Origin of the sequence: Pseudomonas ovata, assembly GCF_003131185.1 — a bacterium.
Classification (GTDB): domain Bacteria; phylum Pseudomonadota; class Gammaproteobacteria; order Pseudomonadales; family Pseudomonadaceae; genus Aquipseudomonas; species Aquipseudomonas ovata.
This window is the reverse complement of record NZ_QFFU01000009.1, coordinates 149,164-174,084: the sequence shown is the minus strand read 5'-3', so window position 1 is coordinate 174,084 and position 24,921 is coordinate 149,164. Positions and strand designations below refer to the sequence as shown.

Annotated in this window: 22 protein-coding genes; 18 read left to right on the top strand and 4 right to left on the bottom strand. The window is 64.7% G+C overall.

Features of this window, described 5'->3' with window-relative positions; all coding sequences use genetic code 11:
- The first annotated feature begins 75 nt into the window (after positions 1-75).
- Genes DGA31_RS14770 through tssE form a run of 10 tightly spaced genes read left to right on the top strand, consistent with a single transcriptional unit; the run spans position 76 to position 11,820 of the window.
- Positions 76-549, top strand: a complete 474-nt coding sequence (locus tag DGA31_RS14770) for a Tli1a family immunity protein (RefSeq protein ID WP_421957971.1) — start codon at positions 76-78, stop codon at positions 547-549.
- Entirely contained in the window at positions 537-1,700 is a 1,164-nt protein-coding gene (locus DGA31_RS14765; protein ID WP_206606842.1) for a hypothetical protein, read from the top strand. Before DGA31_RS14770 ends, DGA31_RS14765 begins: the two co-directional genes overlap by 13 nt.
- Entirely contained in the window at positions 1,697-1,954 is a 258-nt protein-coding gene (locus DGA31_RS14760) for a PAAR domain-containing protein (protein ID WP_109513043.1), read from the top strand. Before DGA31_RS14765 ends, DGA31_RS14760 begins: the two co-directional genes overlap by 4 nt.
- Positions 1,955-1,959: 5 nt before the next feature.
- The gene (locus DGA31_RS14755) at positions 1,960-3,078 is read left to right on the top strand and encodes a hypothetical protein (RefSeq protein WP_240043500.1); all 1,119 of its coding nucleotides are present in this window, start codon (positions 1,960-1,962) and stop codon (positions 3,076-3,078) included.
- Positions 3,071-6,412 (top strand): ImcF-related family protein, encoded by a 3,342-nt coding sequence (locus tag DGA31_RS14750; RefSeq protein WP_421957968.1) that lies wholly within the window; start codon positions 3,071-3,073, stop codon positions 6,410-6,412. Before DGA31_RS14755 ends, DGA31_RS14750 begins: the two co-directional genes overlap by 8 nt.
- Positions 6,409-7,995, top strand: coding sequence for a type VI secretion system protein TssA (gene tssA / locus DGA31_RS14745; RefSeq protein WP_109513041.1), 1,587 nt, complete (start codon positions 6,409-6,411; stop codon positions 7,993-7,995). The genes DGA31_RS14750 and tssA overlap by 4 nt, the downstream gene beginning before the upstream one ends.
- A 54-nt stretch (positions 7,996-8,049) precedes the next feature.
- Complete coding sequence (gene tssF, locus DGA31_RS14740) at positions 8,050-9,810, top strand: type VI secretion system baseplate subunit TssF (RefSeq protein WP_193551506.1); 1,761 nt, start codon at positions 8,050-8,052, stop codon at positions 9,808-9,810.
- Positions 9,774-10,961 carry a type VI secretion system baseplate subunit TssG gene (tssG, locus tag DGA31_RS14735; protein WP_109513039.1) on the top strand — a complete coding sequence of 396 codons (1,188 nt, stop codon included), beginning with the start codon at positions 9,774-9,776 and terminating at the stop codon, positions 10,959-10,961. Before tssF ends, tssG begins: the two co-directional genes overlap by 37 nt.
- Positions 10,867-11,376: a type VI secretion system lipoprotein TssJ gene (tssJ, locus tag DGA31_RS14730; protein WP_109513038.1), complete on the top strand. Its 510-nt coding sequence runs from the start codon at positions 10,867-10,869 to the stop codon at positions 11,374-11,376. Before tssG ends, tssJ begins: the two co-directional genes overlap by 95 nt.
- 3 nt (positions 11,377-11,379) lie before the next feature.
- A complete protein-coding gene (gene tssE, locus DGA31_RS14725; RefSeq protein ID WP_109513037.1) occupies positions 11,380-11,820 on the top strand; it encodes a type VI secretion system baseplate subunit TssE in 441 nt (146 codons plus the stop codon).
- A gap of 53 nt (positions 11,821-11,873) precedes the next feature.
- Here the strand turns inward: tssE and hmpA are convergent, their stop codons facing one another.
- Positions 11,874-13,055, bottom strand: coding sequence for an NO-inducible flavohemoprotein (gene hmpA, locus DGA31_RS14720; RefSeq protein WP_109513036.1), 1,182 nt, complete (start codon positions 13,053-13,055; stop codon positions 11,874-11,876).
- Positions 13,056-13,321: 266 nt separating this feature from the next.
- Here hmpA and DGA31_RS14715 point away from each other — a divergent pair, with 266 nt between their 5' ends.
- Positions 13,322-13,759, top strand: coding sequence for a YqaA family protein (locus DGA31_RS14715; RefSeq protein WP_109513035.1), 438 nt, complete (start codon positions 13,322-13,324; stop codon positions 13,757-13,759).
- Positions 13,760-13,982: 223 nt separating this feature from the next.
- Here DGA31_RS14715 and DGA31_RS14710 read toward each other — a convergent pair whose 3' ends face one another.
- Positions 13,983-14,486, bottom strand: coding sequence for an Lrp/AsnC family transcriptional regulator (locus tag DGA31_RS14710; RefSeq protein ID WP_056839846.1), 504 nt, complete (start codon positions 14,484-14,486; stop codon positions 13,983-13,985).
- A 140-nt stretch (positions 14,487-14,626) separates the two neighbouring features.
- Between DGA31_RS14710 and DGA31_RS14705 the strand changes: the two genes are divergently transcribed.
- From DGA31_RS14705 to DGA31_RS14685, 5 genes are all read left to right on the top strand, one after another.
- Positions 14,627-15,592 (top strand): DMT family transporter, encoded by a 966-nt coding sequence (locus DGA31_RS14705; RefSeq protein ID WP_109513034.1) that lies wholly within the window; start codon positions 14,627-14,629, stop codon positions 15,590-15,592.
- A gap of 230 nt (positions 15,593-15,822) precedes the next feature.
- Complete coding sequence (locus DGA31_RS14700) at positions 15,823-16,512, top strand: (2Fe-2S)-binding protein (protein ID WP_109513033.1); 690 nt, start codon at positions 15,823-15,825, stop codon at positions 16,510-16,512.
- Complete coding sequence (locus DGA31_RS14695; protein ID WP_109513032.1) at positions 16,512-17,501, top strand: FAD binding domain-containing protein; 990 nt, start codon at positions 16,512-16,514, stop codon at positions 17,499-17,501. The genes DGA31_RS14700 and DGA31_RS14695 overlap by 1 nt, the downstream gene beginning before the upstream one ends.
- Positions 17,498-19,714: a xanthine dehydrogenase family protein molybdopterin-binding subunit gene (locus DGA31_RS14690; RefSeq protein WP_109513031.1), complete on the top strand. Its 2,217-nt coding sequence runs from the start codon at positions 17,498-17,500 to the stop codon at positions 19,712-19,714. Before DGA31_RS14695 ends, DGA31_RS14690 begins: the two co-directional genes overlap by 4 nt.
- 5 nt (positions 19,715-19,719) lie before the next feature.
- The gene (locus tag DGA31_RS14685) at positions 19,720-20,688 is read left to right on the top strand and encodes an XdhC family protein (RefSeq protein WP_109513030.1); all 969 of its coding nucleotides are present in this window, start codon (positions 19,720-19,722) and stop codon (positions 20,686-20,688) included.
- 308 nt (positions 20,689-20,996) lie between these two features.
- Here DGA31_RS14685 and DGA31_RS14680 read toward each other — a convergent pair whose 3' ends face one another.
- A complete protein-coding gene (locus tag DGA31_RS14680; RefSeq protein ID WP_421957970.1) occupies positions 20,997-21,599 on the bottom strand; it encodes a nucleotidyltransferase family protein in 603 nt (200 codons plus the stop codon).
- Between the two features lie 90 nt (positions 21,600-21,689).
- Here DGA31_RS14680 and DGA31_RS14675 point away from each other — a divergent pair, with 90 nt between their 5' ends.
- Positions 21,690-22,259 carry a flavin reductase family protein gene (locus tag DGA31_RS14675; RefSeq protein WP_109513028.1) on the top strand — a complete coding sequence of 190 codons (570 nt, stop codon included), beginning with the start codon at positions 21,690-21,692 and terminating at the stop codon, positions 22,257-22,259.
- Positions 22,260-22,534: 275 nt separating this feature from the next.
- Here the strand turns inward: DGA31_RS14675 and DGA31_RS14670 are convergent, their stop codons facing one another.
- Positions 22,535-23,926 carry an aldehyde dehydrogenase family protein gene (locus DGA31_RS14670; RefSeq protein WP_109513027.1) on the bottom strand — a complete coding sequence of 464 codons (1,392 nt, stop codon included), beginning with the start codon at positions 23,924-23,926 and terminating at the stop codon, positions 22,535-22,537.
- Positions 23,927-24,033: 107 nt separating this feature from the next.
- On the opposite strand from DGA31_RS14670, the gene ptrR reads away from it, so the two are divergent.
- A complete protein-coding gene (gene ptrR / locus DGA31_RS14665) occupies positions 24,034-24,900 on the top strand; it encodes a putrescine utilization regulator PtrR (protein WP_109513074.1) in 867 nt (288 codons plus the stop codon).
- The last annotated feature ends 21 nt before the right edge of the window (positions 24,901-24,921 follow it).

Genomic DNA, 24,921 nt, shown 5'->3' with positions numbered 1-24,921 from the left:
ATCTCACGTCTTATATGGCGTCGAGCCTTTAGTAAGGCCGGCTTGCGGCGCGGCTTCTTTCTGGCTGTTTGTGCGCTGGGCAGCAGCCTTCTGGTGACCCATTCTCAAGCAGGCATCATTCAGGGAGTAAATCACACACATTGGGCGATCAATCATTTCAGTGTGGACGGGTATTCAGCTATCGACATCATTGGTGCCCATAAGAGTGGAGGAGGCGGTACCGGTTATATCGCGCCCCAACGTTGGCAGTCGGGGATGACAGTGCGAGTAGATTGGGAGACGGGATCGTCGTACTCAGATGATTTTCCCGGATTTGGAGATTGGTCCAAGTATTTAGAGTGGAAGAGAAGAGTTAATTCCCTAAAGCGCCAACATAGTAAGCAGGTCACTGTCCCCGACTACACCAACCAGAAAGCCTGCGGTATCACCGTACACTTCCTGCCCTGCGACGAATTGCAGGTGACCACATCCTGCTACGCCTACGGTCATCCCGATTACCCAATCAAGACCCCGTTGCAATTGCCGGAGCCGCAGTCATGCCCCCAATAAAAAGTGCCAAAGGGCCAGAGGTGAAGCCATTGAACGAAATGCCTGAAATACCTCCTCCTTTGGTCAAGTCACCTTGTTACTGGTGCTGGCTGATGAGCGCAATCGTGCTGGTGATCTTGCTTAAAGTGTTTCTACCTTGGAAAGGGTATGAAGCAATGATCTCTCTGCCTATATCAATAGGCGTTCTCGGGCTGTGGCTAGCGATCTTCATAGTGCGATTGTTAATCCATTGGCTGTTTCGCTGGAATGAAAAAAATGAAGCAATTATCTATCAACAACAGTTGAAAAACTGGTGGGCCCACCACCGCCGCAAAGCCGCCTTGGTGGAAACCGTGCTATTGGCACCTGCCTGCCGAACCCGCGCGCAACGCCAGGCACTGTTCAGCCCTGACCACAAGCCACTCAACGTCACACAGACGCCGGAAGGCGCCGTGCTACGGATGCCCGGCATCCTGGCCACCAACAGCGTGGAACGTGAGTGCGAACTGGCCAGGCAACTGGTGGTGAATTGGCGTACACAACGCGGCGAATTTGCCGTGCTGCAACCCATGCAGTTTTACTGGCAAGGCTCGCCGCAGGCCTGGCAGGCTTTAGTCGACCAGATGGCCATAACCTATCCGCAAGTGTCGTTGCCTGCACAGCCTGAACTTTGGCAGGGCGTCGACAGCCTCGGTTCGATCATCGATCAGTTGCATGACGCACCTGCCGATGCACGCATTCTGTGTGCCGGTTGCCAGTCTTCGGCGGCCGCTCAAGACAGCAAATCACCTGCCGGAGAGGCCGCGTTGCTCTGGATGCTGGGCCGCGAAGGAGATGTGCGCCTGAGCCGGGGCGAGTGGTATGTGGCCGGTGTCGAGGATCTTGCCGAGGTGGCCGGTCGGGCGCTGCAACAAAGCGAACTGGCGACCCCGGCCGACACCTGCGTGTCGTTCTTTCACACTCATGTACCGGACCTGTCTGCCATCGGCTGGAACGCTCGACATCACTTGCTCGATGCACAGTTTGGCGATCTGGCCGGCCTTGCACCTATGGTGGTACAGACTCTGGCGGCCACCTGCGCCCATCACCAGCAAGCGCCGTGCGCCTGGCTGACCAGCGACCCGCATTACGCCTTAGCACTTGGTATCGTGCATCCCGAGGCAGACCAATGAAGCCCATCGTTCGTCAGGGCGACGCATTGCTCGAATTTGGCGGTCAGGTGGTGCAAGGGCATTACCTGTGTCACGGCCTGCCTGTGGCCTGCCAGGGCGATGCCGCGCTTTGTAACCGGCATGGCCCGACCGTCATTGTCGAAGGCAGCAGCCTGATGACGGTCGATGGCTGCCCGGTGGCGCTGCATGGTCATCGCTGTGCATGCGGCTGCTCGCTGGTCAGTTCCATGCCCGACACATGGGTAGCGTCATGACACCGATGCCCGAATTTGATCCCTACCCGCAACGCTCGCCCCCGGCCTACGGTCGCTGGCTGCTCATGGGGGGCACGCCGGCGGTGCTTGCAGGCGTACTGGCCTTGTGGGGCGGCACTGCCGGCGAGATCCGCAGGGTTGCGATTTACGCAGGCGCCTTCTGGTTGTTGCTGTGGCTGGCGGCGTTCTTGCTACGCATCCTGGCGTGTTGTCTGAGCCGCTATAACGCCTGGCATTACGACGAATCGACGCAACGGATTTGCGCCCACTGGTGGGCGCAGCATCGGCAAACGGTCTCGCTGCTCGATACGGTGCTGCTGGGGCCGGCGTGCAGCACGCCCGAGCAGCGTCAGGCGCTGTTCCAGCCCGATCACAAGCCGCCGGCTGCCATTGACGTGGCAGGCGAATCACGGCTGGCGCTGGCGCAGATTCTGGCGGGCGATGTAGCTGAGCGTGAGCGGCAACTGGCGCACAGGCTGGTCGCCCAGTGGTGCGAGCAACACGACCCGCCGCCCGGCCTTGTGCCCTTGCGCTGTTACTGGCAGGGCACACCGCAGGCTTGGCAGGCCTTTTTCGAGCAGATGTCCAGGTCTTGCCCACAGATTGTATTGCCCGCGCAGCCGCAGCCCTGGCAAGGCATTGACAGCCTGGCTTCGATCATTGACCAGTTGCAGGAGGCACCGGGCGAGGCGCGCATCCTGTGCGCCGGTTGTCAGTCTTCATCGGCGCGTCAAGGCAGCAACTTGCTGCCGGGAGAAGCGGCTGTGCTCTGGGTGCTGGGCCGGCAGGGTGACGTGCGCCTGACCCGCGGCGAGTGGTATGTCGCCGAGGCCGAGGCGTTGGCCGACGTGGCTGGCCGGGTGCTGCAGCAAAGTGAACGGGACGCCCCGACCGACACCTGCGTGGCATTTTCCGATGCCTGTCTGCCGGACCTTGCCACTGCTGGCTGGAGCCCTCGGGCACAGGTGCAGGATGCCAACTTTGGCGACCTGGCCGGTCTGCAAGCCATGGTGGCGATCACCCTGGCGGCCTCTCACTGCCAACACAGCCCGGCACCCTGTGCCTGGCTGGCCCGCGATCCGCATTACGCTCTGGCTCTTGGAATAGTGCACCCTCATGACTGAAAAAACCGACTCCAGAAAAGTGCCTTACTGGCCCATTACGCTGTTGATCGCGGCGGTGATGGCTGTGCTGGTGATCATTGTGGCCACTGCCTGGTGGTTCGTCAGTGGCCAGCCACCTCTTGGCCGTGATTGGCCGCAATCATTAATGAAAGCGGCGTTGTGCTGGGCTCTGCTGGTGCTTGCTGCGCAAATCAATGTGCAGTGGGTGCAGGGCCTGCACGCCCGGCTGGACAAGACCCGTCAGGTGCCAATGGCGAGCAAGGCTTCAAGCACTGAGGCCGAGTCCGGCGACCTCTGGATCACCCCGCTGCGCCAGCACCTGCGCGACCACTACGGCATCCTCTGGCGCCGCCCTGTGCGCGTGTTGCTGGTGGTCGGGGAACCTGCCGAAATCGAGGCCATCGCTCCCGGCCTGGCCGCGCAATACTGGCTGCACATGGACGATACGCTGCTGCTCTGGGGCGGCAGCGTGGCCGGCAAACTGCCTGAATCATTGGTTGCGTCGCTGCAGGCGCTGAACCGTCGGCGGCCTCTGGATGGCGTGGTCTGGGCATTGAATAAAGCGCAAAGCGCGCAGCCGGCCTTGATGAATGCCGGCGTGCGCCATGTGCAGCAAGTTGCCCGCGACCTGCATTGGCAGTTGCCGCTGCACCTGTGGCAGGTGTGTAACAGTCGCCGGCCGATGCCGGAGTACCCTACGCGCCCCGTGGGCTGCCTGCTGCCGGCGCGCAGCACGGCGGCGCAACTGGCGGCCCGCCTGCGTGAGCTGCTGCAACCGCTGCGTCAGGCGGGCATGGCGCAGGTCGAGGTCGAGCAGGGGCATGACTTTCTCTGGCGCCTGTCGCGGGACCTGCAAGCCGAGGGCATTGAACGCTGGCAGCAGGCGCTGGCGCCTGTGTTCACGGCCCGTCGGCGCGACCTGAGCGTGCGCGGGGTGTGGTTCAGCATGGGTTTGCCGGCCGCCAAGGACCCTGATCAACAGCAACTGATGCTGCCGGCCTGGCACGGTGTGGCCGCCGACCCGCACGGTGGTGCACGGCGTTCGGGCCGGCATGGGGTGCGTATCACTTACCGCGCCGGCCTGGGTCTCGCAGCGCTGTGCCTGGTCGGCCTGCTCCTGTCCTACACCACCAACCGCGCCCAGATCGCCCAGGTACACACCGCCCTGGCCGCTGTCGAGCACCCCGGCACCGACGATGAACACCTGTTGGCCCTCAACGAGCTGATGCGCGAACTGGGCCGGCTCGACGCCCGCGCCAGAAACGGCGTGCCCTGGTACCAGCGCCTGGGCCTGAGCCAGAATGCTGCGTTGCTTGAGGCGCTGTGGCCGCGTTATGTCGAGGCCAACAACCGCTTGTTGCGTGACCCGGTGGCGGCCCGCCTGCAACGCGAACTTCAGGCCTTTGCGGCACTGCCCGCCGACAGCCCTGAGCGCGCCCGGCAGGCGCCGCAGGCGTATGAACACTTGAAGGCGCAGCTGATGATGGCCCGTCCGGACAAGGCCGACCCGGTGTTTCTGGCCCGGGTGCTGGGTCAGCAACCGCCGCCGGACGGGGTGGCCGAGGGGCTGTGGCGGGCGCTGGCGCCGGGGCTGCTGGGGTTCTATGCCGAGCAACTGGCGGCGCACCCGCAGTGGGGCATCGAGGTCGACGCCCGCCAGGTGGCCCAGGTGCGCCGCGTGCTGCTGGGCCAGCTCGGCCAGCGCAACGCCCAGGCCAGCCTGTACCGCCAGGTGCTGGACGCCGCCGATACGCAGTACCCGCCGTTGGGCCTGGATGAGCTGGTTGGCGACACCGAGGCCCGCTCGCTGTTTACCACCCGCGCCGAAGTGCCGGGGGTGTTTACCCGTCAGGCCTGGGACGGTCAGGTGCGCGAGGCGATCGAGAGCATCGCCCGGGCGCGCCGCGAGCAGATCGACTGGGTGCTGAGCGACAGGCCCGGCGACATCGCCGCCGAGCTGAGCCCCGAGGCGCTGGCCGCGCAACTGACCTGGCGCTATTTCGAGGACTACAGCGATGCCTGGCTGGGCATGCTCAACAGCCTGCGCTGGCAGCCGGCGGGTAGCCTGGCCGAGGTCATCGACCAGTTGACCCTGATGAGCGACGTGCGCCAGTCGCCGCTGATCGCCCTGGGCAACACACTGGCCTGGCAGGCGCAGGCCGGGACCCGCGCGCCGGCACTGGGCGATGCCTTGCTGCAATCGGCGCAGCAGTTGATCGGCCAGGACAAGGCGGCCCTGATCGAGCCGTCAGTACCCGGTTTTGCCACCCCGCTGGAGGCGACGTTCGGGCCGTGGCTGGCCTTGCTGGGCAAGGAGGCCGAAGGCCAGGCCGGCAATGACCGGTTGACCCTGCAGGCGTTTCTGACCCGGGTCACGCGGGTGCGCCTGAAACTGCAACAGATCAGCCACGCCCCCGACCCGCAGGGCATGACCCGGGCGCTGGCGCAGACGGTGTTCCAGGGCAACGGCATCGACCTGACCGACACCCAGGCCTACGGCAGCCTGATCGCCGCCAGCCTGGGCGGGCAGTGGGCCGGCGCCGGCCAGGCGCTGTTCGTGCAGCCGCTGGAGCAGGCCTGGCAGCAGGTGCTGCAACCCTCGGCGGCGGGCCTGAACCGCCAGTGGCAGCGGGCAATCGTCAGCGACTGGGACAACAGCTTCAACGGCCGCTACCCGTTCGCCGCCACCGGCAGCGACGCTTCGCTGGCGCAACTGGGGCAGATGATCCGGGCCGACTCCGGGCGCATCGAGCAGTTCCTGCAACGCGAACTGGGCGGGGTGCTGCGCAAGGAAGGCAGCCGCTGGGTGGTGGACCCCACCCACGGCCAGGGGCTGCGCTTCAACCCGGCGTTTCTCAAGGCCATCAACCAGCTCAGCCACCTGAGCGACGTGCTGTACACCGACGGCGGCCTGGGCTTGAACTTCGAGCTGCAAGGCAAGGCCACCCGCCATGTGGTGCAGACCACTTTCACGCTCAATGGCACCCCCCACGAGTACTTCAACCAGCGCGAAACAGGCCAGCGTTTCATCTGGCCGGGCCGCAGCGATCACCCGGGCGTCAGCGTGCGCTGGATCGGCGCGGTCAGCGGCGAGCGACTGCTGGCCGATCATCAGGGCTCCTGGGGCCTGATCCGCCTGCTGGAGCAGGCGCAGGTGACGACCCTGGACGACAGCGCCAGCCGCTACCAGCTGATCCTCAAGGCGCCGGACGGATTGGGCCTGACCTGGCACCTGCGCACCGAACTGGGCGAAGGGCCGCTGACACTGCTCAAGCTGCGCGGCTTCAAGTTGCCGAGGCAGGTTTTTCTCGCCACCGCCGGGGCCGACCTGTGAGCCTGCCCGTGCTGATCGAACGCTGTCTGGGCGAGCGCGATGCCGTGGCCCTGGGCCGTGAGCAGGCCGCGCACTGGGCCGACTGGCTGTTGCCCATCGACGCTGCCGCGCCGGCCGGTGAAGACCCTGCGTGTGACGATGATTTCCAGCGCCTGCGCGAGGAGGTCAACAAGTTGTCTGCCGCCGATGCGCCGCAGGTGTTGTTGTTGGCGGAAAAACTGCTCAAGCAGCGCTGCAAGGACCTGCGCGTGGCCAGCTATTACGCCTGGGCCCGCTTGCAGATGCAGGGCGAGGCAGGGCTGGCCGCCGGACTGGGACTGCTGGCAGCGCTGGTCGAGCACTACCCCGATCAGGTCTTGCCTGTGCGTGGCAATGGCCGGCGCATGGCCGTGGAGTGGCTGACCAGCGCCCGGGTGCTCGACAGCCTGGCGCTGTACCCGGACGTGGTGATGGCCGAGGCCGAGCGCACGGTGGCGGCGCTGGCCTGGCTTGCGCAGGCAGTGCTTGCCTGGCCGGTGGAACAGCGTCCGGCCTTGGGCGGCCTGTATGGCGCGCTGTCTGCCCGGCTGACGCAGGCGGGCGGGGCGCAGGCGCAGGCGCTGCAAAACAAAGCCGCGCCCGAGGCGGGCGGGCAGGCGCTGCCTCAGGCTGCGGCCGCCATCAAGTCCGGGCGCGACGTGCTCGACAGCGGTCGCCAACTGGCGGCGTACCTGCGCGAGCAGCCGCTGGGCTGGCTGGCCGCGCATCGCCTGATCAAGAGCCTGCGCTGGGACACGCTGCACCATGTACCCCCGCACGATGCCAGCGGCAAGACGCGCCTGGCGCCGCCGCGCAGCGAATACCGGGCGCAGCTCAAGGGCCTGTACCTGCAACAGAACTGGCCTGAACTGCTTGAGCAGGCCGAGCGCATGTATGCCGAGGGCGTGAATCACTTCTGGCTGGACCTGCAGTGCTACCTCTATCAGGCGCTGAGCCACCAGCCCGCACCGCAGGAGGGCTGGGCCGCCATCATCAAGCGCGACTTCGAAATGTTCCTGGCGCGTTTGCCTGGGCTCCAGGACCTGTGCTGGAACGATGGCAGCCCGTTTGCCGACCCGGCCACGGTGGAGTGGATCAACCGCGAGTTCGGTGCCGGCACGGCCCCATCCTGGCCGGCCAGTGCCGCAACGACCGCTGTGCTTGTCGATGACCCGGTCCTGGCGCTGGAAGGTGAGGCCCTGGCCCGGGCTGACAGCGAGGGTGTCGAACAGGCCCTGGCCTGGCTGGCCGCGCGCCCGGACCTTCACGCAGGGCGTCAGCGCTGGCTGTTGCGCCTGTTGATGGCGCGGGTGGCCGAGCAATATGGCAAGAACGACCTGGCCATTCACCTGCTGGCCGAGCTGGACACCACGGCGCGGCGGCAGGCCCTGGCCGACTGGGAGCCTGCGCTGGATTTCGAAGTCAAGGCTCGGCTGTTGCGCCTGCTACGCCTCAAGGCCCAGCGCGGCGATGCAGACAAGCCCGAGCTGGCCCGCCGCAGCGAAACCCTGCTGGCCGCGCTGGTGGCCCTGGACCCGGTGCGCGCGGCGGTGCTGTGTGGGTGAGGTTGCCTGTTTGCCGCCCCGGTTGCTCAACACCGCCTCAATGGATCACTGGACATGAATGAAAACCTGACACTGCGTTATTTCGACGCCGAGATGCGTTACCTGCGTGAAGCCGGCAAGGAGTTCGCGCAAGCCTTCCCCGACCGCGCCGCGCAATTGAACCTCGACAAGCCGGGCGCCGACGATCCTTTTGTCGAGCGCCTGTTCGAAGGCTTCGCCTTTTTGATGGGGCGCCTGCGCGAGAAGCTTGACGATGACTTGCCGGAACTCACCGAAGGGCTGGTCAGCCTGCTGTGGCCGCATTACCTGCGCACCATTCCTTCGCTGGCCATTGTCGAACTGCTCCCGGACCTGCAACACCTCAAGGGCAACGACCTTATCGGCAAGGGCCTTGAGGTGCTGTCGCAACCGATCGGCGCGCAGCGCACCCGCTGTCGCTACACCACCACGCAAGACGTGATGCTGCGCCCGTTGGCACTGGAGGCCGTGCGGGTCGGGTATGAGCCCGATGGGCGCCATGTGCTGCGCCTGCGCTTTGCCTGCGGGCCCCTGACCGACTGGCCCACGACCGACCTGAGCGACATTGCCCTGTACCTGGGCGCCGACCTGCCGCTGGCCAGTGCCTTGCACCTGGCCCTGACCTGTCACGCCCAGGCGCTGTATGTGCGCTTGCCGGGGCACACCGAGCGCCAGGCCCTTGAAGCGCACTTCGTACCCAGGGGGTTTGCCGAGCAGGACCGTTTATGGCCCAAGGGCGACAGCGCCTTCAGCGGGTATCAGTTGCTACTGGAGTACTTCACCTTTCGCGACAAGTTCATGTTCGTGACCCTCTGCGGGCTGGAACGCTTGAGTCTCGCGCCGGGCACCGCGTGGTTCGAACTCGACGTGGTGCTACGCGAAGCCTGGCCTGAAGGGCTGGTGCCGGGCGCCGAGCACATTCGCCTGCATGCGGTGCCGGTGATCAACCTGTTCGCCCTGGAGGCCGATCCGCTGATGATCGATCCCTTGCAGACCGACTACCTGCTGCGCCCGATGCGCCTGCAGGACGGGCATACCGAGATCTATTCGGTCGATCATGTCACGGCCTCGAAAAGCACCGAGCGGCTGGACTATGTGCCGTTCAGCAGCTTTCGCCACAAGGGCGGCATGCTGCGTGACGAAGCCCCCGAGCGTTATTTTCATACCCGCCTCAAGCGCGCCGCCAATGGCCTGCACGACACCTGGCTGATCCTGGGCGGCGAGGGGTTCGACAGCGACCGGGTGCAGGGGCAGCAGAGCCTGTCGCTGCGCCTGACCGGCACCCACGGCCAGTTGCCGCGCAAGGCGCTGCAAAGCACGGTGCTCGACACCCTGGTGCAGGGCAGCGGTTTGCGGGTGCGCAACCTGTGCGCGCCCAGCATGCCGTGCTACCCGCCCGACCGGGATCGCTTTCACTGGCGGGTGCTCAGCCACCTGGGCACCAATTTCTTGCCCATGCTCGACAGCGCCGAAGTGCTGCGCGGCACCCTGGCGCTGTACGACTGGACCGGCAGCGAACTCAATCGCCGGCGTCTGGAGGCCATCGTCGAGGTCGGCCATCACCTGATCCAGCGCTTTGAAAAAGGCTTCCTGCTGCGCGGGGTGGACATCGAAATCACCCTGGACGCCAACGGCTTCTGTGGCGAGGGCGATATCCGGCTGTTCGGTGAAATGCTCAACCGGTTTTTCGCCCTGTATGCCGACATTCATCTGTTCAACCAGCTCACGCTGATCCTGCAACCCACCGGAAAGTGCCTGCGATGGAACGAGAACCACAATCAGCGTATTCCCGGCTGAAAGCGGCAGGTGTGCTGCAAGCCTTGCAAGGCCGGGTGGCCGAGGCCAGCCTGTATCGTTTTTGCCAAGTGCTTGAGCACGCCTTGCCGGACCAGCCACCCTTGGGCAGCACGGCGCATCCGGGCGATGACCCGGTGCGTTTCCGGCCCGATCCGGGCATGGGGTTTCCGGCCAGCGAACTCAAGGCCGTCGAATTCGACGACGCCCATCCCCATCGCCCGGCCACGGTACGCACCCGGTTGCTGGGTCTGTACGGGGTCGATTCGCCCTTGCCGACCTGCTACCTGGACGACATTGCCCAGCGCCGTGAAGGCCATGAGGCGCTGGAAGCCTTTCTGGACATTTTCAATCACCGGATCTTTACCCAGTTCTACCGTATCTGGCGCAAGTATTCGTACCCGGCGGCCTTTGAAGCCGGCGGTCGTGATGCCACCTCGCAATGCCTGCTCGGGCTGATCGGCCTGGGCATTCCAGGCACTGCCCGGCAGATCGCCACGCCCATGTCGCGGTTTCTGGCGTTGTTGAGCGTGATGCGCCTGCCGACGCGCAACGCCGAAGGCATCACCGCGCTGGTGACCTTGCTGGCGCCTGGCACGCGGGCGCAGATTACCCCGCACTGGCCACACAATGTCGTGCTGGCGCAGCCGGCCCGCCTGTGCAGCCAGCGCCCGGTCAGCCTGGCGCAAGGTGTGCCGCTGGGGCCGGTGGGACGCGATGCCAACAGTCAGTTGCGGCTGCGACTGTTCACGCAAGACCGTCACGAGGCCTTGGGCTGGTTGCCCGGTGCTCAATTGCACAACGATTTAGGCGTGCTGCTGCGGGTGTACCTGGGGTGGCGCTGCAACGTGAAGCTGCAATTGGTGCTGCCGCCGGACAGCCTGCCCAGGGCGCTACTGGGCGAGGCGCCCTTGAAGCTGGGCATGACGGCGGTCATGCCTGTCAGTCCCCGGCACGCACCTTCCACCCTTACCATCGAACTGGGGCGCTATCAGGGGCTGCGCCCCAACCCCGACAACCGAGAGGCAGAGCATGTCGAATACCGTTTCCAAGGTCCTGATGATGACCACGCTGGGGCTGTCGCTGAGCGGCTGCGGGTTGTTTCAGAGCGTGAGCGAAAGCACCGCCTCGGTCAGCCGGGCGATATTCCATAAACAGGTCAGGACCCTGCATCTGGACCTCAGTGCTCGGGCGGGCATGAACCTCGATGCGGCGGACATGAACGCCTTGTCGGTGCCGACCCTGGTGCGTGTCTACCAGTTGCGCGACGACAAGACCGTGCAGAGAACCGACTACGACAACGTGACCCGTCAGGGCGCGGTCCGATTGCGTTCTGACGTGCTTGACGAGCACGCTGTGGTCATCCGCCCCGAGGAGGGCGTGCAGATAAGCAGGCCGCTGCATCCGCAGGCGCAGTTCGTGGCAGTGGTGGGGCTGTTCCGTGAGCCCGACAGGCAGGACAACAGTTGGCGCCTGGTGCTGACCCGCGATGAGCTGGACCCGGAGCGGGCCCGGGTCATCGAGCTGCAGGGCAATCGTCTTGATCTGCGGCCTCTGGGCGAGGGGTGAACAATGGCCGATCTCAACCCATCGCTGTATGAAACGCTGCTGCAGAATTTCGATGGCGAACTGGACCTGCATCACGTCGCCGAGCCGCACCAGCCGGTGCTGTCGGTGCTGGATAATCTGCGCCGTATCCTCAACAGCCGCGCCGGCACCCTGGCGCACTTGCCGGACTACGGCTTGCCCGACATGGGCCAGATACTGCAAGGATTGCCGGCCTCGGCCCACACCCTGATGACCATCATGCTCGCCACTTTGCGCAAGTACGAACCCCGCCTTGCGGACCTTCAGATCGAGCTGCTGCCCGGTGCGCCGGTCGGTCATTTGCATTACGCGCTGGACGTCCGGCTCAAGGGGGGCGAGTGGGTGACCTTCGGCACCACCCTGGCCCCGGAAGGCAGGGTGCTGGTGCGGCATTTGAAACGGCAGGACTATCTGGCACAACGCTGAACGGTCAGGCGTGCGCCTCCTGCCGAGGGTCAGTCAGTCATTGCCTTGTCCGCTTACTCGGGCAATGTCCCCGCCGGCCCGAAGAACTCGTAGTGGCTCTGCGCTTCAGGCACGCCCAGCGCCTTGAGGTCGCGCTTGACGCTGGCCATGAACCCGACCGGGCCCAGGAAGTAGGCATCCACGTCGCGGTTTTCCGGCAGCCAGTGGCCCAGCATGTCCTGGTTCAAGCGGCCCTGGGCGTCGAAGCGGTCGTCGCTGGCCGGCTGGCTGTAGCAGACGTGGCAGGCCAGTTGCGGGTACTCACGCTGCAAGCTTTCCAGCCAGGGACGAAATGCATGAGCGCTGCCGTCACGGGCGCTGTGGATAAAGGTGATCGGTCGGCCGGTCGGCAGGGCGGCTTCCAGCATCGCCAGGGTCGGGGTGATGCCGACGCCGGCGCTGATCAGCACCAATGGACGGGGTGAAGCTTGCAAGGTGAAGTCCCCGGCCGGCGGGAACAGCTCGACGCGGTCGCCGACCTGCACGCGGTCGTGCAGGTAGGTCGACACGGCGCCCTGGCCTTCGCGCTTGACGCTGATCCGGTAGCTGTGGCCGTTGGCCTGGGCCGACAGCGAGTAGTTGCGGCGCACTTCCTGGCCATCGATAGTCAGCTTGATCCCCAGGTATTGGCCCGGTGCGTAGTCGACCACCGCGCCGCCATCTTCGGGCTCGAAGTAGAACGAGGTGATCTGCGCGCTTTCCTGCTGCTTGCGCGCCACCTTGAAGACCCGCGCACCGCGCCAGCCGCCGGGGGCGATTTCGTTCTGTTTGTAGGCGGCTTCTTCGGCACCGATGAGGATCCCGGCCAGTTGCCCGTAGGCCTCGCCCCAGGCGGCAATCACGTCATCGGTGGCGATGTCGGCCCCCAGCACTTCACGAATGGCGCGCAGCAGGCAGGTGCCGACGATCGGGTAGTGCTCGGGCAGGATCTGCAAGGCCACGTGCTTGTTGACGATCTGCCCCACCAGCGGGCCGAGGGCTTCCAGCCGATCAATGTGCCGGGCGTACATCAGCACCGCATTGGCCAGGGCGCGCGGCTGGGCACCGCTGGCCTGGTTGGCCGGGTTGAACAGCGGACGCACGTCGGGGTATTCGTCGAGCATCATTGTGTAGAAGTGGGTGGTCAAGGCTTCGCCGCCTGATTCCAGCAGCGGAACAGTGGCCTTGATGATCGCGCGTTGTGAGTCAGTGAACATGGAAACGCTCCTGGGCAGTGGACAGTTGCCATGAGAGAGTCAACTTCCGTGCCAGGGCGTCAGGGCCCGTGAATCAAGGGCTTCGGGGTGCAGGTGTCATAAAGACACTGAGCGGGGAGGGGTCGGAATGACTTGCTTGAGTCATTTTGACTGCGGTTGCCTTGTGTATGATTTCGCGCGCTTATTACAAGCGGTTACGGGGTGCGGCAGATGATGGCCTTTAGCGCTACGATGCCGGTCTTCCTACATCTGGCCAGTCTTTGCGCATGTTCGAACTCACCAGCTACCTGGGCCTTTTTTTCGCCGCCTTCGGCGCCGCCACCTTGCTGCCCATGCAATCGGAAGCGGTGTTGGTCGGGATGCTGGTGTCCGGGCATTACCTGGCCTGGCTGCTGTGGCTGGTCGCGACCCTGGGCAATGTGCTGGGTGCGATGCTCAACTGGCTGATGGGCTGCTCGGTCGAACGGCTGCGTCACAAGCGCTGGTTTCCGGTCAGCGAACAGCGCCTGGCGCAGGGCCGTCGGCACTACGCCCGCTACGGCTACTGGTCGCTTTTGCTGAGCTGGGTGCCGGTAATCGGTGACGCCCTGACCGTGGTGGCCGGGGTGATGGGCGAGCCGCTGTGGCGCTTTACCCTGATCGTGGCCCTGGCCAAGGGCTTGCGTTACCTGGTGGTGATGCTGATCGCCTTCAACATCATTTAGGGGTTAATGCCGTTTCAGCCAACACACCCGCCCCGCCCCCACGGTGCCCCCAGTAGGAGCGCGCTCTGCCCGCGACCGAGTGCGCAGCGCTCGCAAAATTTCGCAAACGCCACAAATTTACAACGGCCAACGCAGCCGGCCACGATGGCTCGGCATTCCCGCATTCCCGCATTCCTGCATTCCGGCATTCCTGCATTCCTGCAAGCGCACCACATGTGCCGGCTTACGGCAACAGCCCCTGACGCGCCAGCGTCAGCCCGTCAGGCGGCAAGGGCAGGGCGGTCTTGTACAGCACCTGCTTGAGGGCAAAGCTGGAGCGGATATTGGCCACGCCCGGGACCTTGGTCAGGTGCTCGAGAATGAAGCGCTCCAGCGCGTGAATGTTCGGCACCAGAACGCGCAACAGGTAGTCGGCATCGCCCGTCATCAAGTAGCACTCCATCACTTCCGGGCGTCCGGCCACGGCGGCTTCGAAGCGCTGCAAGGCGCCTTCGTCCTGTTTCTCCAGGCTCACATGAATGAACACGTTCAGGTCCAGGCCCAGCACCTTGGGGTCGAGCAGGGTGACCTGGCCCTTGATCAGCCCGGCTTCCTGCATCGACTTGACCCGGTTGAAGCAGGGCGTGGGCGACAGGTTCACCGAGCGACCCAGCTCGGCATTGGTGATGCTGGCGTCGCGTTGCAGACTCTCCAGCAGGTTGATGTCAGTGCGATCAAGCTTTTTCAAGAGAATAAACCTCTGCAATACCGTATGTGTGCAGAGATTAATGCTTGTAATGGCGCCAATCCCAGACAAAGCAGGAAAAAAATTCTGCGCGCGCTTGAATAAAATTTCCCCTGACCGCTTTCGGCCTTTCAGGGGACACCATGCTCAACGCCACCCGCACCGCGACCTTGACCCCAGCCACCGGCCGCCTGTGGGCCTCGCCGCAGGTCAAGGGCGTGACCCTGCTGGTACTGGCCATCCTGATCTGGGGCGCCAACTGGCCGGTGATGAAGACCGGCCTGCAGCACATTACCCCCATCTGGTTCTCGGCCCTGCGCTTTGCCGCCGGTGCCCTGTGCCTGTTTGCCCTGCAACTGGCCACCGGCACGCTGCGTGTGCCGACCCGGCGCGACCTGCCGTTGATGCTCAGTGTCGGCCTGCTGCAAATGCTGACCTTCACTGTGCTGGGGGCGATGGCCATGACCGAGGTTCCGGCCGGGCGTTCGGCAGTGTTGGCCTACACCACGCCGCTGTGGGTCACGCCCATTGCCGTGACCTTCTTCGGTGAGCGGCTTTCAAAACGCCAGGTGGCCGGCACCTTGCTCGGCGGCATCGGGGTCGGCGTGCTGTTCAACCCCCTGACCCTGGACTGGGGCAACACCGCGTTGCTCAAGGCCAACCTCATGCTGATCGGCGCTTCGGTGTGCTGGGCGCTGTGCATTCTGCACTTGCGTCATTCGCGTCCCGAGGCCAGCGCCTACCAGCTGGCGCCGTGGCAGATGCTGACCGCCACCGTGCCGCTGGTGGGGCTGGCCTATGGCGTGGAAGGGGCATTCACGGGTGACGGCTCCTGGACGCTGTGGCAGATCATGCTGTTCATGGGCCCGCTGGCCACCGCGTTCTGCTTTTGCGCGGTCAATGCCGCCAGCATGTGGCTGACCAGCACCAGCATGTCCACCGCCATGCTCGGCGTGCCGGTGGTGGGCTTGCTGATGTCAGTGCTGTTCATGGGCGAGCAACTGACCGGCGCGCTGATTGTCGGCTTGATGGCGATTCTGGGCGGCATTCTGATCGTGACGGTCAAGCGATCGACCACGACGAAAGGTGCGATTAATACCACCCCATAGGATGCGTTGAGCCGTTATTCATACCACCTGAAATCGCCAGGCGTAATCAGTGCAAAAGCCATTTTTCGGCACGGTTCAAACCACTTGGCAGGGCATCGGCACATTGCGCTGAATCTATTCACCCCACTCGGGTCGACTCAAGGGACCGGTTACTGGAGAGGCTGCGACATGCATCGCAGCCCGTCATGACCCCATGCGCCCCGTGAGCGCACCCTTGAACGGTGATCCTGATGAAAGATGCTACGCCACAAGGCACGCCACAGCCTTCCTCCACGCCTGACCAACAGGCCACCCACCTGCAAGCTTCCCGCCGCCGCTTCCTGCAGGTCGGCGCCTCGGGCCTGGCCGCTGCCAGCATCGGCACCTGGGTGCCGGAGCAGAGCAATGCCCAGGCCGCCCAGGCCTCGCCTGCCGCCCCCGCCAGCGAAAAGCCGGCAGCGGGCGAGCAGGCCATCGTGCTCAAGGTCAATGGCCAGAGCCATCGCCTGAACGTGCCGGCCAATGCCATCCTGCTCGACGTGCTGCGCGACCGCCTGCAACTGACCGGCACCAAGAAAGGCTGTGACCATGGTCAGTGCGGTGCCTGCACCTTGCTGGTCAATGGCGTGGCGATCAACGCGTGCCTGTCCATTGCCGTGCAGCACGACGGTGACGAAATCACCACCATCGAAGGCCTGGCCAAAGACGGCCAGTTGCACCCGGTGCAGGAAGCCTTCTGGGAGCACGACGCCTACCAGTGCGGTTATTGCACGTCCGGGCAGATCATGAGCGCGGTGGCGATTCTCAACGACCCGAACATTCCTGCCGATGACGCCAGCGTGCGTGAAGCCATGAGCGGCAATATCTGCCGCTGCGGCGCCTACAAGAACATCCTGTCGGCCGTGCAGTCGGCCCGGGGCAAGCTGGGGAGGGCGGTCTGATGCGCACATTCGAATACGCCCGCGCCACCTCGCCGGCCCAGGCGGTCAACGTCGCCACCGAGCAGAGCGTCTACCTGGCCGGCGGCACCACGCTGCTGGACCTGGTCAAGCTGGACGTGATGCAGCCGGCGCAGGTGGTGGACATCAATCGTCTGGACCTCAAGAAAGTCGAACTGCTGGACGACGGTCGCCTGCGCATCGGCACGCTGGTCAGCAACACCGAACTGGCCAACCATGCGCGAGTGCGCGAGCATTATCCAGTGCTGGCCCAGGCCATTCTGCAAGGGGCCAGCACCGCCTTGCGCAACAAGGCCACCACCGGCGGCAACCTGATGCAGCGCGTGCGCTGCAACTACTTTCGCGACGGCATTTCGGCCTGCAACAAACGCGAGCCGGGCTCGGGCTGTGCCGCCATCGACGGGCTGAACCGCAGCGTGCATGCGGTGCTGGGCACCAGCGAGCAGTGCATTGCCAGTCACCCCTCGGACATGTGCGTGGCCATGGCCGCGCTGGGTGCGCAAGTGACGGTCCAGGGTCGGCAAGGCAGCCGCGACATTGCGTTCAATGACTTTCATCTGCTGCCGGGCGATACCCCGTGGCGCGAACATGCGTTGCAACCGGGTGAGTTGATCACCCATGTGACCCTGGATGCGCCACTGGCCGGCAGTCGCTCGGCCTACCTGAAACTGCGCGACCGCACCTCGTACCAGTTCGCTCTGGCCTCCAGCGCCGTGGTGGTGGTGCTTGATGGCAAGCGTATCGTCGATGCCCGTGTCGCCCTGGGGGGCGTCGGCACCAAGCCGTGGCGCGCCGTGGAGGCCGAAAAGGCCCTGGTCGGCCAGCCGGCGTCGCTGCAACTGTTCGAGCGCGTGGCACAAACCGCCATGCAGGGCGCCAAGGCCTACGAACACAACGCTTTCAAGATTCCGCTTGGCCAGCAGGTCATCGTTCGCAACCTCCGTGATCTCACGGCCAAGGAGCTGTCATGAGCCAGTCCATCATCGGTAAAGCCCAGAAACGCGTCGACGGCCGTTTGAAAGTCAGCGGCCAGGCGCGCTATGCCGCCGACTACCCGCAGGACGGCCTGCTGTTCGCCTACGGCGTGTTCAGCACCATTGCCAGCGGTCGTATCCTGGCGATTGACGACGCGCCTGCGCGCGCCATGCCCGGCGTGGTCGAGATCCTGCACCACGGCAATATCCCGCGCCTGCACCGCACGCCGGAAACCGCCATGAGCTTCGATAGCATCTTGAGTGCCAGCAAGGCCGACGAGCACCGCTTGCCGTTCGAGGACGACCGCGTCTATTACCCCGGCCAGTTCGTGGCCCTGGTGGTGGCCGACACTTTCGAGCAGGCCCGCGCCGCCGCCCGTCAGGTCAAGGTGCGCTACGAGGCCCGCGAGCCGGTGAAGTCACTGGCGCAGGCGCTGAAAACCAACGGCGCCAAGGAAGCCGACGGCACCCATCAGCGCGGCAAGCCGGACGAGGCCTTCAAGGCCGCTGCCCAGCGCATTGATGTGACCTACACCACGCCGGTCGAAACCCATAACCCGATGGAAATGCACGCCACCACGGCGCGCTGGCAGGACGGCAAGCTGTATGTCGAGGAAAGCACCCAGGGCGTGGTCAACCACCGTAATTTTCTGGCCAATGTCTTTGACCTGACGCCCGAACAGGTCGAGGTGCGTGCGCCGTTCATTGGTTCGGGGTTTGGCGGCAAGCTCTGGCCGTGGCCGCATTCGGTCGCGGCCTGTGCCGCCGCCAGGGTGACCGGGCGCCCGGTGCAACTGATGCTGCCGCGTGCGCAGATGTTCAGCACCGTCGGCCACCGTCCGGAAACCCGACAGCGCCTGCGCCTGGCCACCGATGCCAAGGGCAAGCTGGTGTCGCTCAGCCATGAGTCGTACAACGGCACCTCGACTGTGGACACCTACATCGAAACCTGCGGCAGCGTGACCAAGAGTCTCTACAGCTGCCCCAATGTGCTGGTCAGCCACCACACCAGCCCGCTCAATCGCGGCACGCCGACCTCGATGCGCGCACCGGGTGCTGCACCGGGCCTGTTTGCGCTGGAGTCGGCCATTGATGAGATGGCGTTGGCGGCAAAAATGGACCCTTTGGCGTTTCGGCAGTTGAACCTGGCCGAACGTGATGAAAGCAGCGACCTGCCATGGTCGAGCAACCATTTGCCCGAGGCCATCGAGCAGGCCGCCAAGCGCTTTGGCTGGGCCCAGCGCAAGCCTGAGGTGGGCGCGATGCGCGACGGTGACGAGATCATCGGTTACGGCATCGGCGCCTGTAACTGGGAAGCCTTCCAGGTGCCGACCGAAGCGCGGGTCAGCCTGCGCGCCGACGGTACGGCACTGGTGCAGTGCGGCGTGCAGGACATCGGCACCGGCACCTACACCATCGTCGCCCAGACCGTCAGTGAACTGACCGGCCTGGCGCTGGACAAGGTCGAGGTGCAACTGGGCAATTCGTCCTTCGTACCGGGCCCTGTGTCCGGCGGCAGTTGGGTGACGGCCAGTATCATGCCGGCACTGGCAGGCGCCACCCGCCAGGCACTGGAAAAACTGCGCAGCTATGCGGTCACCGAAAAAGGCTTCTTTGCCGGTGAAAAACCCGAAAACCTGGAGGTGCGTGACGGCCACCTGGTCAAGGGCGAGCGCCGCGTGAGTTTTGCCCAGGTGCTGGAGCAGCAACGCCTGGCACGGGCCGACGGCACGCACCACAGCGAACAGGCCAATGCCAAGGATTATTCGTTCCGCTCGTTCGGCGCGCATTTTGTCGAGGTGCGCTGGGACCCGGGCATTTCGCGCTTGCGCGTGGCGCGGGTGGTGAGTGCCATTGACGTCGGCAAGGTGGTTAATCCGCTGGCGGCGCGTAATCAGGTCGAGGGTGCGATTGTCATGGCCATCGGCATGGCGCTGTTCGAGGCCACCGAGTACGACCCGCGCAGCGGTTTGCCGGTCAACGACAATTACGCCGAATACGTGGTGCCGGTGCACGCCGACCAGCCGGACATCGACGTGATTCTGCTTGATTACCCGGACCTGAACCTCAACGAGTTCGGTGCGCGAGGCATTGGCGAGATCGGCATCACCGGGCTGGCGGCGGCGGTGGCCAACGCGGTGTACCACGCCACCGGCAAGCGTATTCGTGACCTGCCGATCACCAAGGAAAAACTCATGGCCGGGGTTTGAACGCGATGAAACAGCTCGACTTGCAGGTCGTGCAACAAGCCCGCGACTGGCTGGCGGCGGGCAAGCCGGTGTGGCTGTGCACGGTGCTTTCGACCTACGGTTCCGCCCCGCGCGGGCCGGGGGCGATGCTGGTGGCGCTGTCCACCGGCGAGCACCGTGGCTCACTGTCGGGTGGCTGTATCGAGGAGGACTTTCTTGAACGCCTGGCGCTGGGCCGCTTTGAACCGGTGACCCAGCAGGTGCGCTACGGCGTTGGCGGCCTGGCACCGAGCCTGGCCTTGCCCTGTGGCGGGGTGCTGGATGTATTGGTCGAGTACCTGGCCCCTGGCGCCGAGATTCAGGCGCATCTGGCGCAGGTCGAGCAGGCGTTGAGCGGGCGCGGCTTGCTACGGCGTGTGGTCGGCCTGGGCGCGGTGGCGCCGCAGCTGCAAGCCGGGGAGATGGGCCAGGCCCGGGTGCAGGTCGAGGCGGGAAAGGCGAGCATCCGCATCGGTGCGGTGCAGCGTCTGTTGCTGGCCGGGCTGTCGCCGGTGGCTGAGTTCTGTGCCAGCTTTGCCTTGGCGTTGGGGTATGAAGTCATCCTGTGTGACCCGCGTCCCGAGGTGTTGGCAGGGTTTTCACTGGCCGGCGTCGAAGTCTGTCCGGTATTGCCGGCGGTGTTCATTGCCGAAGGCGGCTGCCATGCGTCCACGGCCGTGGTAGCCCTGACCCATGACCCACGCCTGGATGATCTGACCTTGCTTGAAGCAGTGCGCACCGAGGCGTTCTACATCGGTGCCATGGGTTCACGCCAGACCAGTCGCAAGCGCCTGGAGCGCCTGGCACGCATCGGCCATCTGGACGAGGCGACGCTGGCGCGTATCCAGGCACCTATCGGGCTCAATCTGGGCAGCAAGACCCCGGCCGAAATCGCCCTGGCGGTGATGGCCGATGTCCTGCGCACCGCCAATGGCATCGACCGCCGACAGCTCTAATGGCGCGCGCTGTCGCGCAGCAAACATGGACCCGGTGTAGGAGCGCGCTTGCCGGAATGCCGGACCACCGCGACCGGCTGCGTAGCAGTCGTAAAATTGTGGCGTTTCACAGATTTCTGCGAGCGCTGCGCACTCGGTCGCGGGCAGAGCGCGCTCCTACAGGTGTGAATTTTATAGCCAGAAAAATCAATAAGTTATTTTATGTTTGATGAGGTCGACCCACGGTCGCGAAACGATCCTCCCACAGGGTGATTCATCCCGGTCAAAGGTCGTATTTGAGGCAGCACCTCAAGAAAACGGCCCTGGTTTCAATGAGCCAAGGCTTGAGCCAAAGCGGCGGGAGTGTCGGCATCCAGCAGGGTACCGGGGTCGTCGCTGGTGATCCGTATACACGCTTCTGGATGCGCCTTGATCACCGCCCTGGCACCCTGATCGCCGGTCAGGCCTTCCAGCAGCGGCCAGAAAGCCCGGCCGATGATCACCGGGTGACCTTGCTGGCCTTCGAACACCGGCATGACGATGCGTTGCGGGTCGGCCCGGTTGGCCAGGTGCAGCAGCGTCTCGGTGCGCAGCCACGGCATGTCGGCCAGCAGGATGGCCACTGCCTGGGCTTGGGTGTCAGCCAGCGAGCGGATGCCGCTGGCCAGGCTATGGCCCATGCCTGATTCAGCTTGTTCACTGCGCACCGTTTGCACCGTGGCGGGCAGGCCCAAGGCTTCGGTCCCATCCGTGGCACGCAGCACCACGCGTACTTCTTCGAAGGCCGTCAAGGCGGTATCAAGGCTGGCCTGCAACACCGTGCGCCCGCATGGCAGGCGCGCCTGGCGCTTGTCACTGCCAAACCGGCGACTGCTGCCGGCGGCCAGCAGCAGGGCGATCACAAAGGGGGACGGCGCAGGTTGACTCATGATGACCCGTCTCGTTAAGACCGCAAGGGCCAGACTGTGGCAGTCTTGCAGGTCTGCCCCTGGCTGCACAGCCTATTTGCCAAGAGAGAATCGATGAACCCGCACATTCGCCCCGTCGAGCTGGAAAAAGCCTACCGCCTGCTTAATCACGGCCCGACCGTACTGGTCTCGGCCACCCATGCCGGCGTCGATAACGTCATGGCCGCTGCCTGGGCCTGCGCCCTGGATTTTTCTCCGCCCAAGGTTACTGTCGTGCTGGACAAGATTGCCCATACCCGTTGCCTGGTCGAAGGCAGCGGGTATTTCGCGTTGCAGGTGCCGAACCTGGCGCAACTGCAGCTGACCCAGGCGGTGGGCAGCCAGAGCCTGGCCGATGACCCGGACAAACTGGCCCGTTGCGGCGTCGAATTAGTGCATATGGACGGGTTCGAGACGCCCTTGGTGGCCGGTTGCTCGGCCTGGCTGATCTGCAAAGTGCTTCCCGAGCCGCACAACCAGCAGACCTACGACCTGTTCATCGGTGAAGTGGTCGCCGCCTGGGCGGACGATCGGGTGTTCAGCGACGGTCATTGGCAGTTCGAACACGCCGACCCGCAATGGCGCAGCCTGCACTACATTGCGGGCGGGCATTATTACGCCATTGGCGAGCCGGCCGTGGTGTGAAGCCGGAGCGCCTGTACAAACCCCTTGTTAATGGCACCGCGTCAAGGCGGAGCGCTGTCGCGCAGCAAACATGGGACCGGTGTAGGCGCGCGCTTGCCGGAATGCCGGATCACCGCGACCGGCTGCGCCAGCAGTCGTAGATTTGCAGCGCTTCACAGATTTCTGCGAGCGCTGCGCACTCGGTCGCGGGCAGAGCGCGCTCCTACAGAGGTGGTCCCACGCCGATCATAGGCGTTCCCGGACCGGTGTTTTTCAGGACTATTGATTCTTCAGGATCAGTTGCGATCCAGCCACACGGTCTGGGCATTGCAGAACTCGCGTACGCCGAAGTGCGACAGCTCGCGGCCGAACCCGCTTTTTTTCACCCCGCCAAAGGTCACCCGTGGGTCGGAAGCACTGTAGCCGTTGATGAACACGCCGCCGGTTTCCAGCTGCTCGGTCATTTGCTCGGCACGCGCCACATCACCGGTATAGATCGTTGCGGTCAGGCCGAATTCGCTGTCGTTGGCCAGCGCCAGGGCATGTTCGGCATCGCGGGCCGTGATGATCGAGGCCACCGGGCCAAACAGTTCCTGGCGGAACGAGGTCATCTGGTCGGTGACATCGCCCAGCACGGTCGGCGCATAGAAGTTACCGTTGCCTTCGGCCTTGGCACCGCCCAGCAGCAAGGTGGCGCCTTCGCCCAGGGTGGCCTGCACTTGTTGATCCAGTTCGTCACGCAGGTCGAACCGCGCCATCGGGCCGATGTAGGTGGCCTCACTCAGCGGATCGCCCACCACCAGTTGCCGGGTGGCCTCGACGAAGCGCCGGGTGAATTCCTCGGCCACCCCCTGTTCGACAATCAGGCGCTTGGCCGCTGCGCACACCTGGCCGGTGTTCTGGTAACGGCCGATCACCGCCGCCTTGACCGCCGCGTCCAGGTCGGCGTCATTCAACACGATGAACGGATCAGAGCCACCCAGTTCCAGCACGCATTTTTTCAGGGCGGCCCCGGCCTGCGAGCCGATGGCGATCCCGGCCCGCACGCTGCCGGTCAGGGTTACGGCGGCAATACGGTTATCGGCAATGGCCTTGGAGACGCCCTCGGGGGTGACGTTGATCACCTCGAACACGCCTTCGGCAAAGCCGGCTTCCTGCAAGGCATCACGCAGCAGGTAGGCGCAGCCCATGATGTTCGGTGCATGCTTGAGCACATAGGTGTTGCCGGCCAGCAAGGTCGGCACCGCGCCACGCAGCACCTGCCAGAACGGGAAGTTCCACGGCATCACCGCCAGCACCGGGCCCAGCGGCCGGTACTCGATACGCGCCTTGCCGCCGGGCACCTGGGTCGGTTCCGGGGCGAGCATGGCCGGGCCATGCTCGGCGTACCACTCGCACAACTGCGCGCATTTCTCGACCTCGCCACGGGCCTGGGTCGACGGCTTGCCCATTTCCAGGGTCGCCATGCGCGCCATGTCGGTGGCCTTGCTGCGCAGTACGCGGGCCAGCGCCTGGATCAGTTCGACACGCTGTGCCAGGGGCGTGCGCTTCCAGGCACCAAAACCGGCGGCTGCCCGCGCCAGTGCCGCGTCCAGGGCCGCGTCGGTTTCATACGGGTAGACGCCGATCTGCTCGCCGTTGGCGGGGTTGATCGAAATCGCGTGGGTCTGGCTGGAAACGCTGGTCATGGCCGCCTCTGCATCGTGGTGTCAGGAAAGTGCGATCAGGTTAGGGCCATGCTAGAGTCTTGAAAACTGAATAATACTGAGCAATACGTTCACGTTTGGAGAATGATGTGGATCTGGTCCAACTGGAAATCTTCAAGGCTGTCGCTGAACACGGCAGCATCAGCGCCGCCGCCCAGCACATCCATCGGGTGCCGTCCAACCTCACCACGCGCATCAAGCAGCTGGAAGAGGACCTGGGCGTCGAACTGTTCATTCGGGAAAAACATCGCCTGCGCCTGTCGCCGGCGGGCTGGAATTTTCTCGATTACACCCGGCGCATCCTCGACCTGGTGAGCGAGGCGCGCCAGGCCGTGGCCGGTGATGAACCGCGTGGACCACTGGCCCTGGGGTCGCTGGAAAGCACCGCTGCAGTGCGCATCCCGGCCGTGCTGGCGGCCTATAACCAGGCGTACCCCAAGGTCGAACTGGCGCTGTCGACCGGTTCGTCCGGCACCATGATTGACGGCGTGCTGGCCGGGCACTTGGCGGCGGCCTTCGTCGACGGCCCGGTGCTGCACCCGGCGCTGGAAGGGGTGGCGGTGTTCGAAGAAGAAATGGTGGTGATCGCGCCGCTCAACCACGCGCCCATCGACAGCGGCAGCGACGTCAACGGCGAACCCATCTATGCCTTTCGCGCCAACTGCTCGTACCGCCACCATTTCGAAAGCTGGTTCAGCCATAACGCGGCGGTGCCGGGCAAGATCTCCGAAATGGAGTCGTACCACGGCATGCTCGCCTGCGTCAGCGCTGGCGCCGGCCTGGCGCTGATGCCGCGCAGCATGCTCGAAAGCATGCCCGGTTGCAGCACTGTCAGCGTCTGGCCGCTGTCGGCGCAGTTTCGTTACCTGCAGACCTGGCTGGTGTGGCGCAAGGGCACGGTGTCGCGCAGCCTGGCCAGTTTCATTGAGTTGCTGGAAACAAGTGTCCCGGCCTGAACTTCAAACCGTAGGAGATTA

What these genes read in the sequence shown, in the direction of transcription:
- DGA31_RS14765 (WP_206606842.1), top strand. Translation starts at nt 537, where the DNA reads ATGCCCCCAATAAAAAGTGCCAAAGGGCCAGAGGTGAAGCCATTGAAC.
- DGA31_RS14760 (WP_109513043.1), top strand. Translation starts at nt 1,697, where the DNA reads ATGAAGCCCATCGTTCGTCAGGGCGACGCATTGCTCGAATTTGGCGGT.
- DGA31_RS14755 (WP_240043500.1), top strand. Translation starts at nt 1,960, where the DNA reads ATGCCCGAATTTGATCCCTACCCGCAACGCTCGCCCCCGGCCTACGGT.
- DGA31_RS14750 (WP_421957968.1), top strand. Translation starts at nt 3,071, where the DNA reads ATGACTGAAAAAACCGACTCCAGAAAAGTGCCTTACTGGCCCATTACG.
- tssF (WP_193551506.1), top strand. Translation starts at nt 8,050, where the DNA reads ATGAATGAAAACCTGACACTGCGTTATTTCGACGCCGAGATGCGTTAC.
- tssG (WP_109513039.1), top strand. Translation starts at nt 9,774, where the DNA reads ATGGAACGAGAACCACAATCAGCGTATTCCCGGCTGAAAGCGGCAGGT.
- tssJ (WP_109513038.1), top strand. Translation starts at nt 10,867, where the DNA reads ATGATGACCACGCTGGGGCTGTCGCTGAGCGGCTGCGGGTTGTTTCAG.
- tssE (WP_109513037.1), top strand. Translation starts at nt 11,380, where the DNA reads ATGGCCGATCTCAACCCATCGCTGTATGAAACGCTGCTGCAGAATTTC.
- hmpA (WP_109513036.1), bottom strand. Translation starts at nt 13,055, where the DNA reads ATGTTCACTGACTCACAACGCGCGATCATCAAGGCCACTGTTCCGCTG.
- DGA31_RS14715 (WP_109513035.1), top strand. Translation starts at nt 13,322, where the DNA reads ATGTTCGAACTCACCAGCTACCTGGGCCTTTTTTTCGCCGCCTTCGGC.
- DGA31_RS14705 (WP_109513034.1), top strand. Translation starts at nt 14,627, where the DNA reads ATGCTCAACGCCACCCGCACCGCGACCTTGACCCCAGCCACCGGCCGC.
- DGA31_RS14700 (WP_109513033.1), top strand. Translation starts at nt 15,823, where the DNA reads ATGAAAGATGCTACGCCACAAGGCACGCCACAGCCTTCCTCCACGCCT.
- DGA31_RS14695 (WP_109513032.1), top strand. Translation starts at nt 16,512, where the DNA reads ATGCGCACATTCGAATACGCCCGCGCCACCTCGCCGGCCCAGGCGGTC.
- DGA31_RS14690 (WP_109513031.1), top strand. Translation starts at nt 17,498, where the DNA reads ATGAGCCAGTCCATCATCGGTAAAGCCCAGAAACGCGTCGACGGCCGT.
- DGA31_RS14685 (WP_109513030.1), top strand. Translation starts at nt 19,720, where the DNA reads ATGAAACAGCTCGACTTGCAGGTCGTGCAACAAGCCCGCGACTGGCTG.
- DGA31_RS14675 (WP_109513028.1), top strand. Translation starts at nt 21,690, where the DNA reads ATGAACCCGCACATTCGCCCCGTCGAGCTGGAAAAAGCCTACCGCCTG.
- DGA31_RS14670 (WP_109513027.1), bottom strand. Translation starts at nt 23,926, where the DNA reads ATGACCAGCGTTTCCAGCCAGACCCACGCGATTTCGATCAACCCCGCC.